At 70.8% G+C, this 17,067-nt stretch carries 12 protein-coding genes, 1 pseudogene and 1 riboswitch; of the genes and pseudogenes, 5 read left to right on the top strand and 8 right to left on the bottom strand.

All coding sequences use genetic code 11. The features are described from left to right. Positions 1–448: 448 nt before the first annotated feature. Entirely contained in the window at positions 449–2,203 is a 1,755-nt protein-coding gene (locus ABZ070_RS25795; RefSeq protein WP_356637709.1) for a multicopper oxidase domain-containing protein, read from the bottom strand. A 530-nt stretch (positions 2,204–2,733) separates the two neighbouring features. Here ABZ070_RS25795 and ABZ070_RS25790 point away from each other — a divergent pair. Further along, positions 2,734–3,204 (top strand): GNAT family N-acetyltransferase, encoded by a 471-nt coding sequence (locus tag ABZ070_RS25790; protein ID WP_356637708.1) that lies wholly within the window; start codon positions 2,734–2,736, stop codon positions 3,202–3,204. Between the two features lie 177 nt (positions 3,205–3,381). Here ABZ070_RS25790 and ABZ070_RS25785 read toward each other — a convergent pair whose 3' ends face one another. Beyond that, positions 3,382–4,602 (bottom strand): FG-GAP-like repeat-containing protein, encoded by a 1,221-nt coding sequence (locus ABZ070_RS25785; protein ID WP_356637707.1) that lies wholly within the window; start codon positions 4,600–4,602, stop codon positions 3,382–3,384. Between the two features lie 766 nt (positions 4,603–5,368). On the opposite strand from ABZ070_RS25785, the gene ABZ070_RS25780 reads away from it, so the two are divergent. Both ABZ070_RS25780 and ABZ070_RS25775 read left to right on the top strand, forming a co-directional pair. Further along, positions 5,369–5,908: a flavoprotein gene (locus tag ABZ070_RS25780; RefSeq protein WP_356637706.1), complete on the top strand. Its 540-nt coding sequence runs from the start codon at positions 5,369–5,371 to the stop codon at positions 5,906–5,908. Between the two features lie 114 nt (positions 5,909–6,022). Then, the gene (locus ABZ070_RS25775) at positions 6,023–6,829 is read left to right on the top strand and encodes a transglutaminase domain-containing protein (RefSeq protein WP_356637710.1); all 807 of its coding nucleotides are present in this window, start codon (positions 6,023–6,025) and stop codon (positions 6,827–6,829) included. 35 nt (positions 6,830–6,864) lie between these two features. Here the strand turns inward: ABZ070_RS25775 and ABZ070_RS25770 are convergent, their stop codons facing one another. The 5 genes from ABZ070_RS25770 to ABZ070_RS25750 all read right to left on the bottom strand — a co-directional run bounded on the left by ABZ070_RS25770 (position 6,865) and on the right by ABZ070_RS25750 (position 11,818). Then, on the bottom strand, positions 6,865–8,556 hold the full coding sequence (locus ABZ070_RS25770) for a serine/threonine-protein kinase (RefSeq protein ID WP_356637705.1): 1,692 nt from the start codon (positions 8,554–8,556) through the stop codon (positions 6,865–6,867). A gap of 113 nt (positions 8,557–8,669) precedes the next feature. Then, positions 8,670–9,011: a hypothetical protein gene (locus tag ABZ070_RS25765; RefSeq protein WP_356637704.1), complete on the bottom strand. Its 342-nt coding sequence runs from the start codon at positions 9,009–9,011 to the stop codon at positions 8,670–8,672. A 127-nt stretch (positions 9,012–9,138) separates the two neighbouring features. Next, entirely contained in the window at positions 9,139–9,840 is a 702-nt protein-coding gene (locus ABZ070_RS25760) for a VOC family protein (RefSeq protein WP_356637703.1), read from the bottom strand. A 91-nt stretch (positions 9,841–9,931) separates the two neighbouring features. Then, the gene (locus ABZ070_RS25755) at positions 9,932–10,687 is read right to left on the bottom strand and encodes a class I SAM-dependent methyltransferase (protein WP_356637702.1); all 756 of its coding nucleotides are present in this window, start codon (positions 10,685–10,687) and stop codon (positions 9,932–9,934) included. 315 nt (positions 10,688–11,002) lie between these two features. Next, complete coding sequence (locus tag ABZ070_RS25750; protein WP_356637701.1) at positions 11,003–11,818, bottom strand: SAM-dependent methyltransferase; 816 nt, start codon at positions 11,816–11,818, stop codon at positions 11,003–11,005. Positions 11,819–12,129: 311 nt separating this feature from the next. Between ABZ070_RS25750 and ABZ070_RS25745 the strand changes: the two genes are divergently transcribed. Further along, positions 12,130–12,432 carry a hypothetical protein gene (locus ABZ070_RS25745; protein ID WP_356637700.1) on the top strand — a complete coding sequence of 101 codons (303 nt, stop codon included), beginning with the start codon at positions 12,130–12,132 and terminating at the stop codon, positions 12,430–12,432. Between the two features lie 22 nt (positions 12,433–12,454). Here the strand turns inward: ABZ070_RS25745 and cobN are convergent, their stop codons facing one another. Beyond that, positions 12,455–16,051 (bottom strand): cobaltochelatase subunit CobN, encoded by a 3,597-nt coding sequence (gene cobN, locus ABZ070_RS25740; protein ID WP_356637699.1) that lies wholly within the window; start codon positions 16,049–16,051, stop codon positions 12,455–12,457. A gap of 56 nt (positions 16,052–16,107) precedes the next feature. Further along, positions 16,108–16,198, bottom strand: a riboswitch (cobalamin riboswitch). Positions 16,199–16,322: 124 nt separating this feature from the next. Here cobN and ABZ070_RS25735 point away from each other — a divergent pair. Further along, positions 16,323–17,067, top strand: a pseudogene (locus ABZ070_RS25735) (cobalamin biosynthesis protein CobG); the annotation flags it as partial.

The following is a 17,067-nucleotide window of genomic DNA, read 5'->3' as shown; positions in this document are numbered from 1 at the left end:
CACGAGCCCGCACCCGGACCAGCCACTTCGCAGCCCTTCGCTCCGCCATCTATGGCGGAGCGAAGGGTCAGGCCCCGGATTAACCAACGGCATCATCGTTTGGTCGGCGGGGCGAAGTCGGGCTTGAACATCGGAACGAAGACCGGCCGCTAAGCTCTGCCGGGCCCGGGCCCGGGCCGGGGCTCCGAAGGAGTATCTCCGGGCGGTCAACCATGGTCAGCCGGAGCTCGCCGTGGTTCCGGCAGGCTTACCCCCAGCCGATCATGACTGGGGGCTTTGACATCCACTGCTGACATCGATGGGGGGAGGTCACTCACGGCCGGCCACCTCTTGAGCAGCCGGTCCATGAGCTGACAGCCCCGCGCTGATCCGGGAGGGGCGGAGCACGGCGTCAGTGCCGGCCGGGCCCTTTGGGCGCGGGCCGGCACTCGCGGGTCGGTCGATCCCGTCAGTGGCCGTGGCCGCCACCGCGGTCACTGCCGTCACTGCCGTCGCTGCCGTCGTCGCCGCCGGGGCCGACGATGGTCCACGGGCGCATCAGGTCGTCGTCTTCGTGCTCGAGGATGTGGCAGTGGTGGACGTACGTCGCCGGGAACTCGGTGCCGCTTCCCGGAATCGACGCGATCCTGTCCGTCGGCGGGGTGAATTCCTTGATGATGATTCTGGTCACCGTCTCCGGATAGGACTTGACCGTGTCCTTGTAGGACAGTGCTTCGTCCGGGTCCGGGGGAATCGGTGGGCCGGTGAAGTAGTTCGCCAACACCGGCCGGTCCTCCGATCTGCGGCCACCGTCGATCCACTTTTCGTATTGCGCCTGGTAGCCGGCTGCGTCGATCGGCTGCCTGTTCAACACCTGGAAGTTGACGAGGTGGACGTGCATCGGGTGGGCGTCGTGGTTGGGATTGATGTACTCCCAGATCTCGGTCGAGCCCGCCTTGATGAAGTCCTCGGACGGCTCCATGAAGGGCACCGCGTTGAACGTCATGGTGCCGAAGAGCTCGTGCTGGTACAGAACCCATTCCCGCCGACGGGTGTTCTTTTTCGGCTCGATGGGTGCGACAGCCGGCAGCTTGAGCTTTTCGGGCGGCGTCGTCTTGTCCGCGCCTCCGGACAATCGTTTGGTGACCTGGAACTGCATGATTTCCGAGATTTCGGGTCCGCCGCCGCCGGGGTAGTGGACCGGCGCGTTGTAGTTGGTCAACGTGACTTTCGTGTCCATGGGCATCTGGCTGAAGTCGACGACCAGGTCGTACCTCTCGGCCGGCCCGATCAGGAAGTTCAGCATGCGCAACGGAGCACGGAAACCGCCGTCGGTGCCGATCAGCCAGAACGGCAGGGTGGGCTGAGGAAGTACGTCCCTGGGAACGTCGAACCTCAGCCGCCAGAAACGTTCGTTGGAAGCGTTGAGAATGCGCAGCCGGTAGCGTCGCGGCTCGACGGCGAGGAAGGGGTATGCCTTCCCGTTGACGACCGGGGTGTCCTCGCCTTCCCTCTCGGTCATGGTGTAGGCGAGCGAGCCGTCCTTGCGGAAGGTCCGGTCCTGCAGGACGAGGGGGACCTCGAATTCGCCTTGCGGTAGCCCGAGCCGCTCGTCGGCGGGGTCACGAACGAGGTAGAGACCGGCAAGACCCGCATAGACGTTGAGGCTGGTCATCCCCATGCCGTGATCGTGGTACCAGAGCATGGACGGAAGCTCACGGTTGGTGTAGGCGCAGATCGCTTCGTTGGGTTTGACCCGGCTCGGGTCGAGGGTGGTGTAGGACTCGGCGTGAATGCCGTCCGGGCTGAACGAATGCAGCGGCATGCCGTCCGACTGTGGTGCTGTGAAACCGCCGTGCTGGTGCACGACATTCCACACGCTGACATTCCGGGGGAAAGGCAGTTGGGACTTGTAGGGAGGGGGAGGCTTCGGGGTGAGTTGGGGGTCCCCGCTGCGAATGAGGTCGATCACGAACTGGAACAGGTGGGTGGTCGGGAGATCGTTGCGCCACTTGACGACCGTCGGATGGTCCTTGGTCACGCTGATGGTCGGCCCCAGATAGCCCATGCCGATCGTCTTGGCGGGATCGCGCGGGTTCGTGGCCCAGTAGCCCCACACCTTTGCCGGCCCGAGATCCCGGTGGAAGCGCCACGAGCCCTGCCGCATCGTGATCTCGTAGTAGTCGGCTCCCGGATAGACGGAAGAATCCGCGATGGCCGTCACCGGCACCGGCAGCGGATCGACGTACTTCTTCAGCGGAGGGGTCTGCGGGGTGTCGGCAGACCCTGTCCCGTGACCGTGACCGTGACCCGTCCCTGTCCCGTGACCCGTAGACGATGCGCCTGTGCTCCCGGAACATCCCGTGGAAAGCATGGCCGCACCCCCCATGGCACCTGCCATGAGGAATTCCCGTCGCCCGACCATCGTCTCCAGCCTTCCATCGCCCTACGTAACGTCCAAGGGATACAGGGCTGGTTCGGAACGTTGCCGCAGCACGCCGGTCCGATCTGAGACAGACACTCATTGAGCCGGTCTCAGCAGCAATTCGGCAGGCGCGGGGGTGGGAATCGAGCTATTACCGTAAGTCTGCAGACCGGCGTGCCTGTCCCGATCCACATGGTCTGTGTGGAATACCCTGCGAAGACGTCCGGCCGGGCGTCCTTGATGACGCGTACGCACCAGGGAATGCCGTCTGGTGGCGGCTCCACGCGTCGGCCCGGAGGGCGCGGTTGCCGGATGCAGGAAGGGGTGGCATGGGGTCTCCAGGCGTGCACCTACGGGAGATCACCGACGACAACCGGGATGCCGTTCGTGCCCTTCGCGTCCGACGGGACCAGAAGCAGTTCGTCGCCTCCGTGTCCAAGTCGCTCAAGGAGGCGGCGAAGACGCCGGAGGCCAATCCCTGGTACCGCGCCGTGTACCGCGGCGACGAGCCGGTCGGCTTCGTGATGCTGTCGTGGAAACCGCCGGCTGGTCCTTACCAGGGGCGGCACTTCCTCTGGCGCCTCCTCGTCGACAAGCGGTACCAGCGGCGAGGGATCGGCCGAGAGGCGCTCACGCTGATCGCCGCCGCGGTTCGGGCGGACGGCGCCACCGAGCTGCTGACCAGCTACGAGCCAGGCGACGGCGAACCGGGCCCTTTCTACCGGGAGTTCGGGTTCGAACCTACCGGGGACATCGACGACGGCGAGATCGTACTTCGGCTCACCTTCCCCGACCGGTGAGCTCATGCGGGAAGGCGCTGACGGTTGTTCCGGCGCGGCTGCCCGCTCCGTGTCCGGGTGAACACCCGCCCGCTGCGGACCGGCGCCGCGGATGACAAAAGGGCCTCCGCTCGGAAGCGGAGGCCCTTTCGCTGCGTCAGGCGGCTCCAGTCTGGATCAGGAGGTGCCGTTCCTGGATCAGAAGGCGCCGTTCAGGGCCCACCAGTCGGTGCCGGTCTCCACGCGCGAGTCCAGTGCACCGGTGCCGCGGCCCGGGTACACGAGCTGGCAGCCGACACCCCGGCACGCTTCGCCGATGTAGCTGCTCTTGGTGGCGGTGACGAGGTCACCATGGCCGTCGCCGGTGACATCGCCCAGGCCGAGGAACGTGTCCATGACGTTCCAACCACCGTTGCCGATCAGCACACGGGACCCGAGGGCTCCGGCCTTGCCCGGGTACAGGAACAGCTCTCCGGTGGAGGCCTTGCGGGCGATCAGGTCCGTCTTGCCGTCGCTGTTCATGTCGCCCGCCCCGACCATGGCGCTCATGCCGGTCCAGCCGCTGGCGCCGATGAGCTTGCGCGCACCGAGCGCGCCGGTGCCGGCGCCGGGGTACAGCCACAGCTTGCCCGTGGCCTTCTCGACGGCCAGCAGGTCCGAGCGGCCGTCGCCGGAGAGGTCTCCGTAGGCGACAAGTCGGCTCATGGCGTTCCAGCCGCTGTTGCCGATGAGCTTGCGCGCACCGAGGCTGCCGTTGCCGGCGCCGGGGTACAGCCAGAGCTTCCCGGTCGACGCCTCGCGGGCGATCACGTCCTCGCGGCCGTCACCGCTGAAGTCGCCGTGCCGGACAAGGGCGTTCATGGCGTTCCAGCCGCTCTTGCCGACCAGCTGCCCGGTACCGTCGCCGCGCAGGAACCACAGACGGCCCGCCTTGTCCCGGACGAGGACGTCGGCCCGGCGGTCGGCATTCAGGTCACCGAAGCCCGCCGCCTGGGGCGCGGTCGTCGCGTACCACTCCGGGTAGGCCGGGAGAATGCACTCCCGCTCGGTGGCGACGAACCTCACGGAGCTGGCGGAGCGGTGCTCGTGGCCCCACTCGGTCCCGGCGGGATCGGGGGCCCACACGGAGACGCCGCCGTCCTTGTCGTAGTTCGGCTCGTCGTACAGGCAGGCGAACCTGGACGTGTGGTTCACGGCGGACTGGAACGTGTTGTCCCAGGTCCCGAGCGTCGCCTTGTCCGCGTTCGTCTTGAACATGGTGCCTGTGCCGTTGTCGCTCTTCCAGGCACAGAAGTAGCCCGCCGGGCAGTCGCTGATCGCGGCCTGCGCGGGCGCCGCGCCCGCGGCCAGAAGCCCGAGCGAGGTGAGCCCCAGTGTCGTGGCCACAGCGGCCACACGCCGAAGCAGGGATATGCGCATGTTTTTCCTCCCCTGACGCGGCGCGGAGAGACGCTCGACGCGCCGCGAGAGTGAAGATACCTTGCCGACGTGATCACTGGTCTCGCACCTCCGCCATCGCGTGCGGCAGACCGGGTTCCACGATCGGATCACGGTGGGGTGGCGGGACCTCGAGGCGAACGCCCGTGCCGGGCGCCGCCGACGGAGGCGGTGCCCGGCACTCGGGGCTCAGCCGCAGCAGCCGCCGCACTGGCACGGGGCTCCGGACTGGCATCCGCAACCGCAGCCCGAGCCGCAGCCGCAAGCGCCGATCACTACGAGTTCCGGCAGCCGCGCCAGGTCGACGGGCCGCTCGGAGACTGGTTCGAGCACGGGGGATTCGGCCATGGGTTCCCTCCCTGAAGGACCTTGTGGACCTCGGAGGCACGAGAAGACCGCCTCCCTTTCCCCTTTCATGCCCACCGAAGCGGGCGCATCAACGGCGTACGGGCGTGTGCCTTGCTGCTCCGCTCCGCTCCGCCAACGGTCCGCTCACTTCCAGGCCGGTTCGACCGCCGTGCCACGGTCGTCCACGGCGAGGACATCCGGCGGCCCTTGCGCTCACCCATAGCTCATCGCTCGGAGAGCCGGTCGTCCGCCCTGTGTGTGCCGCGGCGATCGGGCTCCAGGCCGGGTGCGGCCCGGGCGGGCGAAACGTGGCTCAGCAGGTGAAGATGGTGAAGTGATCATGGGGGCGTACGGGGTCCGACCTCTTCCGGGGGCAGTCGCCTGTGATCGGATGAAGCCCATGACGAGGACTCTGTACCTGTTCAGTTCCGCCGCGCCGCCCGTGTTCGACGTCGCTCAGGTGATCGAGCACGCGCAGGCCGGAGGATGGGACGTATGCCTCGGCCTGACCCCCGCGGCGGCGCGCTGGCTGGAGGCCGGTCTCGACGGGCTGGCGGTGCTCACGGGCCACCCCGTTCTCTGGGAGTACGAGCGGCCGGGCGACCCGGGTGTGTGGCCGCCCGCCGACGCCATTCTGTTCGCTCCCGCCACGTTCAACAGCATCAACTCATGGGCTCTGGGCCTGACGTCGTCCTTCGTCGTGGGCGTCGCCGCCGAGGCGATCGGCAAGCGCATCCCGACGGTGACGATGCCGTGCGTGAACGCGGCGTATGCGGAGCACCCCCAGTTCCAGCGGTCCGTGGAGACGCTGCGGGCTTCCGGCGTGACCGTGCTGCACGGCGACGAGGGCCATGTTCCGAGCGGGCCGGGCGACGGGGGCCGGCCGGGTGGCTTTCCGTGGGGAGTGGCCTTGGGGGCTGTCGAGGGTGCAGCGTCCTGAGGGTGGAGGAGGGTGGGGCCGGTCGGTCGAGAAAAAGTTGAGCGCGTTCAAAAACTCTGCGACGATATGGTCGCCGGCCGGGGTGCCGATGGGCCGGCCGGAAGGACACCGTCCATGACCAGTTCGCTTCTCAGGCCACGAGGCCGTGCCCGCGTGAGCACGTTCGTCGGGGGAACGTTGGCGGCCCGCGGGGACACGGCGGCGGGTGGCACGACGCCGACACGCATCCTCGACTGGCAGCATCCGCGGGTTGCCGCGCTTGTCCGCGACGTCGGCGCTACGTCTGATCCGGGCCCCGCTCAGCAGGTGGCGGCCCTGCGTCGCGCCCACGGGTTGATCACCGCCGCTGTGCGGCCGGTGTACTCGGTGCAGGACGAGCGTCCCGTGTCGGAAGTAGTTCGCCGCGGCGTCGGCTCGTGCAGTCAGCGGCTGGCCGTCCTGGAGGCCGTCGCGCGGGCGACCGGGGTGGCCACCCGCGTGCGCGGCCTGCTGGTGGACGGAGCGTTCTGGTATCCGCGCTTCCCCCGGTTGCGCAAAGTGGTTCCGGATCAGGTGCTACTGGCGTGGCCCGAGTTCCGGATCGTGGAACGGCAGCAGAACGGCCGCACGGCAGGACGCTGGCTGACGGCTTCCGAACTCTTCGGCACCCTCGAAGAGTTGAGCGGCGATACCGGCGGCGGCTTCACCAACTCCGGCCCGGAGACGCTGTTCGAGGCGTTGGCGCGGACGGCGATCGACTGGGACGGGGCCGCGGTCTGCTCGGCCGCCGACGCGGCGTGCGACCTTTCGGCCCATGTTCTGGCAGACCTGGGATACTTCGACTCGCGCGACGAACTCTTCGCCCGGCACGGCCAGACCCTCTGCGGGATGGCCCGCCTGCTGGCCGAGCCCGTCATGGGCCGCCGCGCGGCGGGCGCCTGAAGGAGCCCGGTCCGGGGCGCGGCAGTCAGCGGCAGTCAGAGGGTCAGGGTGCGCCAGCCTCGGGTGATCTCCTCGCGGACGTCGTCCACCTGCGTCGGCTCGTGGTCCGGGCCCCCATGCGAGGTGAGCAGGTCCACCAGGCCCGCGCCGTCCGCCGGGCGGCCCGCCGGGTCGACGGTCAGTGCCCGTCCGACGGCGGCCGCGAGCCCCGGGTCGAGGGCGTGCACCGCCGCCAGCGCGGCCGGATCGGGGCCGCCGTCCACGATCCTGCGGATCACCGCGCCCGTACTGGTCGCCGCGAACGGGCTGGTGCCGTGCGCCGCACAGACCACGCAGCAGGCCCATGCCCATACATCAGCGGCAGGACCGACACGCTCCTCGCCGAACTGCTCCGGCGCCATGTACGTCAGGGTCCCCGGTCCCGCGCCGGTGCGGGTGAGCCGGGTGCCGTCGACCAGGTCGGCGATGCCGAAGTCGAGCAGGCGCGGGCCGGCCGTGGTCAGCATGATGTTGGCGGGCTTGAGGTCGCGGTGGACCAGCCCGAGCCGGTGGACTCCGGACAGTGCGACGGCCAGCGCGAGCGCCAGCGCTCGCAGCGCCTCCGGCGCGCGGATCGGCCCCTGCTCCGCCAGGTGTGCGTCAAGGGGTCGTCCGTCGAGCAACTCCATGGCCAGATAGGGCCGTCCGGCGTCGATGCCGGAGTCGAGGACCCGGGCCGTGTAGGCGCCGGGGACCATCGACAGCACCTCGGACTCGCGCTGGAATCGGCGCAACAGATCGGTGTTGTCCAGCAGTTCGGGGTTGATGGTCTTCAGCGCGACCTGTGTTGCCGCTCCCTCGCGCCGGGCGAGGTAGACCGTGCCCATACCGCCGGCGCCGATGCGGCCGAGCAGCTGGTACTCGCCGATCGTCCGCGGCTCGCCCGTACGGAGTCGCTGATGGGGGATGTGCGGCATGGCGCCGGCGTCGGACGTCGTCGGCACGTACGAGGCGGGCCGCGCCGGCTGATGAGGCCGGGCGGGCGCCCCGAGGTGCGCGGCGGGAGCCCCGGGCCCGGGCCCCACCGTCGGGGCGTCGGCGACGGCTTGCCCGGCGGGGGCCGGAGCAGCACCCTCCGCGGCGACGCCCGCCAGAGCCGTGGCCTCGTACTCGTACTTCCGGCTCGCCAGGTACGCGACGACCTGGCACGCGAGGGCCGCCAGGGCCAGACCCGTCGGCAGGAACAGTCCCAGTGCGCCCCGTAGGGCCACCATGCTTCCCAGCCGGAACCGCCCCGGGCCCGACGAGGTCCACGACGATCCCGCGGGCACGCCGCTGGTGAGCAGGGTGCGCTGCGTCCGGAACCACATCAGCGGCCACGCCACCGCCGTCAGGCCGACGGTGACGACGTACACGGCCCACCCCATCGCCTGGGCATAACCGTAGACATCGGAGAGGACGGCCCCGTGGGTCAGGACGACCGGGCGCCGCAGGGAGAAGTGGCCGGAGAAGAAGTCCAGGGCCAGCAGGAGCAACAGTCCGATGCCGACGGCCACTCCCAGGGCCAGCTCTCCCACGACCGCACCCGGCACCGTCCGGGGCTGTGCAGTCGGGTTCGCCAACGCCTGTTCCCGAACGCCTCGCTGAGCACGCGTCAGCAGCGGCAACGTCGCCCCTCGCAGCGCCAGCGCCGGTCCGACCACGGCCAGGACGCCCGCCGCCAGCGATGTGTCCGCAACCTCCGCCATGCTTTCCCCCGTGTCTCCGTTGCCCGGCCCACCGGTACGGCACAGGGAGTATAGGGCGGCGATCGTCATCTCCCCACCGGACAGCCGGACTTGAGGCGGGCCTGCCGGCGCGCTCAGTGGACGAAGCTGTAGCTCCGCCACGGGCCCGCGCCCGGCGCCACGACGTCCGACAACGTCGACGGCACGTAGATCGAGTCCTTGCCCGAGCAGTCGTCCGTCGGATAGACGTTGACGTCCACTTCGGTGTTGTTCTCGATCGCGACGGCTCCGTCACCCCCGAAGCGGTGGCACCCCGTCACAAGGGGGCTCGTCACCGTCGTGTGGTGCGCGTGGCCGCCCTCGTACGTGAGCGTGCCGACGGCGGTGCGGCCGAGGCCGGAGCAGCCCGCGGCGGCCACGGCGAGGAGCGCGGCCCCGGCAGCGATGGCGGGACGCCGGTGGCGGGTCACGGACATGGGCGCTCCTCGTCTGGGCCGGAAGGTCCTGGCGAAGGCCACCCTGCCGCGTTCCCCCGGCCGGGGCATCCGCTGCGCGGCCGGTCGGGGGAACGCGGCCGGGGCCGGGGCCGGTGTCGTCGGGCGATCAGGGGCGTAGTTCGGCGAGGCGCGCCAGGGCGTCGCGGGCCGATTCCCGCTCGTCCTCGGTCAGGGAGAGCCCTGCGGCCTTCGTGAGCAGCTTCGCGGCCGATTCGTCGTCGCCGAGTCGCTGTGCGATGTCCGCGCGCAGCACCAGCAGGCGCACAAGCTCCGGAGGAGTGGGGTGCTCGTCCTCGAGCCTCAGTACGCGGTCGACGATCTTCGCGGCGCCCGGCAGGTCCTGCTTGGAATCGACGAAAAGATCGGCCATGTGCAGCGCCCGCGCGAACGTGCCCTCCGGTGCCCGCCGGAGGCTCTGGTCCTCGCTGATCTTCTGGCCGATGCGGATGCTGTTGCCGCCCGGGTCGGTCATCAGGAACTGCCGCATCCCGTACGACATGTCCTTCAACGGCCCTATGCGGGGCAGTCCCCGGGAGGGGACCTTCCCGTACGCGGCCTTGAGGCCGGCGCGGAACGTCGCATACAGGCCGTCCACGTCGTGCGTGACGATGTAGCAGCCGGAGTAGGACTGCGCCGGGTCGTACCCCTTCATGCCGGCGAACTGCAGCTCGACTGAGCCTCGCCCGACCGCGGCGTACGGATAGGGGCTCTTCTGGAAGAAGGTCGTCTCGAAGCCCAGCGCGGTGTAGAAGTCGACGACCGGCTGGATCTCGGGGCAGGGGAGCAGGGGGATGGTCTTCTCTGTCATGGCCTCCACTCTAGTCAAAGTTGACTAGGCGCTTCTCCGGAAACCCTGAACGTCGCCCGGGAAGGCGGCGCCCAGGGCTCGGGCGGAGTCGCTACCCGGCTACCGCCGCCGGAGCCGGGGCGTCGCGGCGGAACAGGGCCGTCCAGAGGAAGGGCTCACCGAAGTACGGGGACTCGGGTGGCTCGTCGTGCATGCGGCGCAGTTCCACCTCCGTCAGGTCGGAGAAGATCCAGCGCAAGGACTCCGGCGTGTAGGCCAGGCCGCCCTTGAGGCCGGCCTCGCGGTAGAAGTCCCCGTCGGCGAGCTCCGAACCCATTCCTCCGGCCGCGAAGCACGTGAGAGCGAGGTGGCCGCCGGGGGCGAGGGTCCGCTCGAGGAGGGCGAGATAGCTGACACGGCGGTGGGGCGGCAGGTGGTGGAAGCAGCCGGAGTCGTGGATCAGGTCGTACGGGCCGGCGAGCTCCGTCGTCGTGAGGGCGAAGGCGTCGCCGCAGTGGAACCGGATGTCGGCTCCGGCCTCACGTGCGCGTTCCTCGGCCCAGCCGATCGCCGCCGGTGAGAGGTCGACGGCGTCCACCTGGAAGCCGAGCGACGCCAGATGGAGTGCGTTGCGGCCCGGACCGCATCCCAGGTCGAGGGCTCGGCCGCGTGTGATCAGGCCGCGGCCGGCGTACGAGGCGAGACTCTCGTCCGGCTTGGCCACGAAGAACGGCACGGGCTTCGTGCGGTCGGCGTAGAAGCCGTCCCACCACGTCGCCCCGGCACTCGTCCAGCGATCAGCCTCGGGTGCGAACAAGTCGTCCATGAGCTTCAGTACGTCCTCGACCGTGCGTATGTTCCGGTCCATCCGGCCCCCCTTCAGGTAAGGGAAACGGTACGGGTGAACACGGTAAATGCCCAGCTCAGAGCGGGCGTTGGGAGGTCGGGGGCGGGCGTTTGGGACGCTTGGGCCGCGGAGGGAAGGGCGTCACCCCCGGCGGGGTGTGCGGTATCGCTCAGTTGGCCGCCCAGGCCCGTCACGGGGGCTTTCCGGGCGGCGCGCAGGCAGGTTTCCGATCGGCTTTCGCGACCGGCGACCGGCGACCGGGGGGCGAGACCGGGCCGGCCGGGGTGCGGCACAGCGGCGCCCCGCGCGGGGCGCCGCCGAGGTGTCGCGTACCGGCTACGGCTTGCGTCCCACGCCGCAGTAGGCGTCCACCGCCACCGCCTCGCCGCTGTCGGCCTCCGGGCGCCACTGCGTGACCTGGACGACTCCCGGGTCCGCCAGCTCCAGGCCGTCGAAGAACCCGGCGATCTCGTCGACGCTGCGCACGTAGTACGGGACCGCTCCGCTGGCGTTGTACGCGTCCGAGGCCGCGATCATGCCCGCGCTGGTGGAGGTGCTGTCGCTGATCACCAGGTAACTGCCGGACGGCAGACCCGCCATGAGCTGCGCGACCAGACCGCGGGCCTGCTCGTAATCGCCCACGTGACCAAGCGTGTTGAGGATCATCAGCGCGACGGGCCGGGAGAGGTCCAGCGTGCCTGCCGCGGCCTTCAGGATCTCGTCCGGTGCGTACAGGTCGGCGTCCAGGTACGCCGTCCTCCCCTCGGGCGTGCTCGTGAGCAGGGCACGGGCGTGGGCCAGTACCAGGGGATCGCTGTCGACGTACACGATCTTGGCGTCCGGTGCGACCCGCTGCGCGACCTCGTGGGTGTTGTCGGCGGTGGGCAGGCCGGTGCCGATGTCGAGGAACTGCCGGATGCCCTGCTCGCCCACGAGGTGCCGGACGGCGCGGCCGAGGAAGTGGCGGCTGGTGCGCGCCACGTCGACGAGGCCGGGGAAGATCGCCTTGATGTGGTCCCCGGTCTGGCGGTCGATCTCGTAGTTGTCCTTGCCGCCCACGAAGTAGTTCCAGAACCGGGCGGAGTGCGGCTTGCTCGTGTCGATCCGGGCACGTATGTCGGCGGCGGCGAGCTGGGGGTCGTGTTCTGACACGAGAGGGCCTCCTGGGCACGAACGATTCCTCGAACGACTTCCCAACCTAGACCAATCGGCCCCGGGAGGCCCGTGCCAGGACGGCACAACTCGCAGGCCGCGCACCGGAGTTTGTCCGCCCTCGCCGGCCCGGCCCGCAAACCGGTCGCAAACCCGTCGCGAACCGACCTCCGCACGGGTCCCCGCCCGGCAGCCCGGGCCGTGGCGCGGGGCGGCCGTCCCGGAATTCTCCGAGCCCTGGACACCCGGCAGCGCTGTGGGATCATCTGCTGACCTCGGCCCGCGGGGCCGGACAGCACAAGGGTGGATCGATGAACCTGATCGTGGGAGTCCTGGTCGGCGTGCTCGCCGCGCTCGTCGCCGTGAGCGGGATCGCCGCCGTCCGCAGTGGGTGGATGCTGCCCACGCAGCGGAAGTACATCGTCAGGCCCCGGCTCTTCGGCTACGCGCAGCTGGTCATCGCCGCGGTGCTCGTGATGCAGATCGCCGGGGCGGTCCTGGTCTCCGGCGCCGAAGCACAGGGATACGTCCGCTACGCGGGCATGGCACTCATGCTGGCGGTGCCCGGTCTGGTGTGGGCCTCGCAGCGGCCCGACCGCGCCGCCGCCCGCTGAGGGGCGGCGGCACAGCCGTCCGCTACGCCTCGTCGTCCTCGAGGTTGCCTTCCGTCTCCAGGAAGACCTGCCGCAGCTGCTCCAGCACCGCCGGGTCCGGCTTCTCCCACATACCGCGGGACTCCGCCTCCAGGAGGCGTTCGGCGATGCCGTGGAGGGCCCACGGGTTGGCCTGCTGGAGGAAGGCGCGGTTCTCCGGGTCGAGGACGTACGTCTCCGTGAGCTTGTCGTACATCCAGTCGGCGACCACGCCCGTCGTCGCGTCGTAGCCGAAGAGGTAGTCGACGGTGGCGGCCAGTTCGAAGGCGCCCTTGTAGCCGTGGCGGCGCATCGCCTCGATCCAGCGCGGGTTGACCACGCGGGCGCGGAAGACGCGGGAGGTCTCCTCGACGAGGGTGCGGGTGCGGACCGTCTCCGGGCGGGTGGAGTCGCCGATGTACGCCTCGGGGGCCGTCCCGCGCAGGGCGCGGACCGTGGCGACCATGCCGCCGTGGTACTGGAAGTAGTCGTCCGAGTCGGCGATGTCGTGTTCGCGGGTGTCCGTGTTCTTCGCGGCGACCGTGATCCGCCTGTACGCGGTCTCCATCTCGGCACGGGCCGGGCGGCCCTCGAGCCCCCGGCCATAGGCGTAGCCGCCCCACACCGTGTAGACCTCGGCCAGGTCGGCGTCCGTGCGCCAGTCGCGGGAGTCGATCAGCTGGAGCAGGCCCGCGCCGTACGTACCCGGGCGAGAGCCGAAGATACGGGTCGTCGCCCGGCGCTCGTCGCCGTGTTCCGCCAGGTCGGCCTGGGCGTGCGCGCGCACGAAGTTCACGTCGGCCGGCTCGTCGAGGGACGCGGCGAGGCGCACCGCGTCGTCCAGCAGGCCGATCGTGTGCGGGAAGGCGTCCCGGAAGAAGCCGGAGATGCGCAGCGTCACGTCGATCCTGGGCCGGCCGAGTTCCGCCTGCGGAACCGGCTCGAGGCCGGTCACGCGGCGGGAGGCGTCGTCCCAGACGGGGCGGATGCCGAGCAGGGCCAGGGCCTCCGCCACGTCGTCGCCGGCCGTGCGCATCGCGCTGGTCCCCCACAGGGACAGGCCCACGGAGGCGGGCCACTCTCCGTTGTCGTCGCGATAGCGGGTCAGGAGCGAGTCCGCGAGGGCCTGGCCCGTCTCCCAGGCCAGTCGGGACGGGACGGCCTTGGGGTCGACCGAGTAGAAGTTGCGGCCGGTCGGCAGCACGTTGACCAGGCCGCGCAGCGGGGAGCCGGACGGGCCGGCCGGGACGAAGCCGCCGTTCAGGGCGTGCACCGCGTGGTCGATCTCGTCGGTGGTGCGGGCCAGGCGCGGGACGACCTCGAGCGCGGCGAAACGCAGGATGGCCGCGACCTGCTCGCCCTGGTCCGACGGAACCGCGGCGGGGTCCCAGCCGGCCGCCTCCATCGCCTCGACGAGCGCGCGGGCCGCGGCCTCGGCCTCGTCGGCGGTGGTGCGGGTCGCCGCGGACTCGTCCAGGCCGAGCGCCTCGCGCAGGCCCGGCAGGGCTTGGGAGCCGCCCCAGATCTGGCGGGCGCGGAGGATGGACAGGACCAGGTTGACCCGCTCCGGGCCGGTCGGGGCACCGCCCAGGACATGGAGGCCGTCGCGGATCTGGGCGTCCTTCACCTCGCACAGCCAGCCGTCCACGTGCAGCAGGAAGTCGTCGAAGCCGTCGTCGTCGGGACGGTCGGCCAGGCCGAGGTCGTGGTCGAGCTTCGCGGCCTGGATCAGAGTCCAGATCTGGGCGCGGATCGCCGGCAGCTTCGACGGGTCCATGGACGAGATCTGGGCGTACTCGTCGAGCAGCTGCTCCAGGCGTGCGATGTCGCCATACGACTCGGCCCGCGCCATCGGCGGCACCAGGTGGTCGACGAGCGTCGCGTGCACACGGCGCTTGGCCTGGGTGCCCTCGCCGGGGTCGTTGACCAGGAAGGGGTAGACGAGCGGCAGGTCGCCGAGGGCGGCGTCGGGGCCGCAGGCGGCGGACAGGCCCGCGTTCTTGCCCGGCAGCCACTCGAGGTTGCCGTGCTTGCCGAGGTGGATCATCGCGTCCGCCCCGAAACCGCCGTCGTCCGCGGAGGCGGCGATCCAGCGGTAGGCGGCCAAGTAGTGGTGACTGGGCGGCAGATCGGGATCGTGGTAGATCGCGATGGGGTTCTCGCCGAAGCCGCGCGGAGGCTGGATGAGGATCAGCAGATTCCCCCGGCGCAGCGCGGCGAGCACGATGTCGCCCTCGGGGTTGCGGGAACGGTCCAGGAACATCTCGCCGGGCGCCGGACCCCAGTGCTCCTCGACCGAGGACCGCAGCTCGGCCGGCAGGGTCGCGTACCACCGCTTGTAGTCCGCCGCCGGGATACGGACCGGGTTGCGGGCCAGCTGCTCCTCGGTCAGCCACTCCTGGTCGTGGCCGCCCGCCTCGATGAGCGCGTAGATCAGTTCGTCGCCGTCGCCGGATGCAAGACCGGGAACGTCCTCGTCACCGAAGTCGTAGCCCTCCTCGCGAAGTCGGCGCAGCAGGGAGACGGCCGACGCGGGGGTGTCCAGGCCGACCGCGTTGCCGATGCGGGAGTGCTTGGTCGGATACGCGGACAGGACGAGCGCGAGCCGCTTCTCGGAGTTCGGGATGTGGCGCAGACGCGCGTGGCGCACGGCGATCCCGGCGACGCGGGCGGCGCGCTCCTCGTCGGCGACGTACGCCGGCAGCCCGTCCTCGTCGATCTCCTTGAAGGAGAACGGGACGGTGATGAGCCGGCCGTCGAACTCGGGGACGGCGACCTGGCTCGCCGCGTCCAGCGGGGACAGGCCCTCGTCGTTCTCCTCCCACGCCGTGCGCGAACCGGTCAGGCACAGCGCCTGCAGGATCGGTACGTCGAGGGCCGCCAGGGCACCCGCGTCCCACGACTCGTCGTCGCCGCCGGCCGAGGCCTCGGCCGGGCGGGTGCCGCCCGCGGCGAGGACGGTGGTCACCAGCGCGTCGGCCGCGCGCACTTGCTCGAGCAGCTCGGGCTCGGGGGCGCGCAGAGATGCCACGTACAGGGGCAGCGCCCGCCCGCCCGCGTCCTCGATGGCGCCGCAGAGGGCGTCCACGAAGGCGGTGTTGCCGCTCATGTGGTGGGCACGGTAGTAGAGCACCGCGATCAGCGGACCGCCGGCGTCCGTGACGCGGGGGGTGCGCTGCAGACGGCCCCAGGTGGGGGCGGCGGCCGGCGGCTCGAAGCCGTGGCCGGTGAGCAGCACCGTGTCGGACAGGAAGCGGGCCAGTTGCTCCAGGTTCGCCGGGCCGCCGTGCGCGAGGTAGGCGTGGGACTCCGCGGCGATCCCGATGGGGACCGTGGAGGCCTCCATCAGCTGGGCGTCGGGCGCCTGTTCGCCGGTGAGGACGACGACGGGGCGGTCCTGGGCGAGCAGCAGGTCGAGGCCCTCCTGCCAGGCGCGCAGGCCGCCGAGGAGGCGTACGACGACGAGGTCCGTGCCCTCGAGCAGCGCGGGCAGTTCGTCGAGCGCGAGGCGGGTGGGGTTCGCGTAGCGGTACGCGACCGGGCCGGCCGCGGCACGTGCGCTCAGCAGGTCGGTGTCGGACGTCGACAGGAGCAGGATCATGCGGCGTCTGGCCTCTTCCTCGGGGTTTCCGCGCCCCGGGCGGTGGAAGACGGCGGGAGTTCCTGGCTCACCCGGCGGCGTGCGCGTGATGCACAGCCGCCTGGCTCACAGTGGCGGGACCGCGCCGGATTCTCACCGGGCTTCCTCCCCTGACGCCGTCTTCGGCGGTGGCGGGCCGTTTGGCCCGCCGAGCAGCATAGTAGGGGTCGCTCCGGTCCGGATAGGGCGCTCGGAGCAGGGGGCTTGTGTGATGGTCGGTATGCTCGCCGCCATGCCTCCGGCCCCCTCGAACCGCCCGAACAGGGATGAAGTTCCCGTAACTCCCGTTCGGGACCGCGGTGATGCCTGCCCCGGCGCGCTGCGTCTGCACTCGGCGGACGACGGCGCGCTGGCCCGCGTCCGCGTGCCGGCGGGCATCCTGACCGCCGCGCAGACGTATGCGCTGGCGGGCGCGGCCGAGCGGCTGGGCGACGGGGCGCTGGACATCACCTCGCGCGGCAACCTCCAACTGCGGGGCCTGGAAGCAGGCTGCGGCGGGGAGTTGGCGGTGCTCCTGGAAGCGGCGGGGCTGCTGCCGTCGCCCCGCCACGAACGCGTCCGCAACATCGTCGCCTCGCCGCTGTCGGGGCTCGACGAACACGGATTCGCCGATGTGCGGCCACTGGTCGGGGAACTGGACGCGCTGCTGTGCGCGAGCGATCTCACACCGGAGCTCTCGGGGCGCTTCCTGTTTTCCCTGGACGACGGCCGCGGGGACATGGCCGAACTCGCCGCGGATGTGATGTTGCTCGCAGAACCGGGCGGCACGCGGGTCCGCGTGACGGCGGGCGACGCGACGCTGCGCGTCCCGGCCGAGGACGGCCCCCGCTGCATGCTCCTCGCGGCCGAAAGCTTCCTCGCCGCGGCGGACGCGAGCGGCACCCGCGCATGGCGGGTACGTGAACTCCCGGCGGCGCACGGGGTGTCAACGGCTGCACTGGAGGCACGGGCCGCGGCGGCGGGCGTCAGGGCGGAGC

The sequence above is a fragment of the Streptomyces sp. NPDC006283 genome (assembly GCF_040613325.1).
GTDB lineage: Bacteria > Actinomycetota > Actinomycetes > Streptomycetales > Streptomycetaceae > Streptomyces.
The sequence above is the reverse complement of the archived record's forward strand: the minus strand, read 5'-3'. Positions and strand labels throughout refer to the sequence as shown.